Genomic DNA, 1176 nt, shown 5'->3' with positions numbered 1-1176 from the left:
AGGGTGCGGATCACCCGCACCGCGATCTCGCCGCGGTTGGCCACCAGCACGGTATCGAACATCTGGCTCACATCCGGAACACGCCGTAGGAAACCGGTTCCAGTGGGGCGTTCGCACACACCGAAAGAGCAAGTCCCAGCACAGTTCTGGTGTCGGCCGGATCGATGATGCCGTCGTCCCACAGCCGCGCAGTCGAGTAATACGGGTTGCCCTGCGCCTCGTACTGCGCCCGGATCGGCGCCTTGAACGCCTCCTCGTCGGCGGCGGACCACCGTGTGCCGGCGGCGGCCAGCCGGTCGCCGTGCACGGTCGCCAGCACCGACGCGGCCTGCTCGCCGCCCATCACCGAGATCCGGGCGTTGGGCCACATCCACAAAAACCGCGGCGAGTAGGCCCGCCCGCACATCGAGTAGTTGCCGGCGCCGTAGGACCCGCCGATCACCACGGTCAGCTTCGGCACCCGGGCGCAGGCCACCGCGGTGACCATTTTCGCGCCGTGCTTGGCGATGCCGCCGGCTTCGTAGTCCCGCCCAACCATGAAGCCGGCGATGTTCTGCAAGAACAGCAGCGGGGTGCAGCGCTTGTCGCACAGCTCGATGAAATGTGTGCCCTTGAGCGCTGATTCGCCGAACAGCACCCCGTTGTTGGCGAGGATTCCGACCGGGTGGCCATGGATGTGCGCGAATCCGGTCACCAGGGTTTTGCCGTATTCGGTTTTGAACTCGGAGAATTCGCTGCCGTCGACCAGCCGGAGGATCACCTGGTGGACATCGTAGGGCACCCGCGGGTCCGGCGGCACCACGTCGTAGAGCTCGGTTTGACGGTGCTTGGGCTCGACGGTATGCCTTGCCTGCCAAGGGCTTTGGGCCTGCGGGCCGAAGGTGGCGGCAATGCGCCGGACGATGCGGAGCGCGTGTTCGTCGTCGTCGGCCAGATGATCGGTGACCCCGGAGACCCGCGAGTGCAGCTCGCCGCCGCCCAGCTCTTCGGCGGTGACGATCTCGCCGGTGGCGGCTTTGACCAGCGGCGGGCCGCCGAGGAAGATCGTGCCCTGCTCGCGCACGATGACGGCCTCGTCGCTCATCGCCGGCACGTAGGCGCCGCCCGCGGTGCACGAGCCCAGCACCGCCGCGACCTGAGGTATGCCCGTGGCGCTCATGGTCGCCTGGTTGTAGA

At 67.6% G+C, this 1176-nt stretch carries 2 protein-coding genes; both read right to left on the bottom strand.

The features are described 5' to 3' along the window. Positions 1 to 62: biotin carboxylase N-terminal domain-containing protein (locus AC2VON_RS12430; protein WP_486953243.1), on the bottom strand; the 62-nt coding region annotated here is incomplete at its 3' end. Between the two features lie 5 nt (positions 63 to 67). Further along, positions 68 to 1176, bottom strand: a 1109-nt coding sequence (locus AC2VON_RS12425) for a carboxyl transferase domain-containing protein (RefSeq protein WP_486953242.1), incomplete at its 5' end; no start/stop codon positions are given.

It is taken from the genome of Mycobacterium sp. TH-M82, assembly GCF_057473605.1.
The sequence above is the reverse complement of the archived record's forward strand: the minus strand, read 5'-3'. Positions and strand labels throughout refer to the sequence as shown.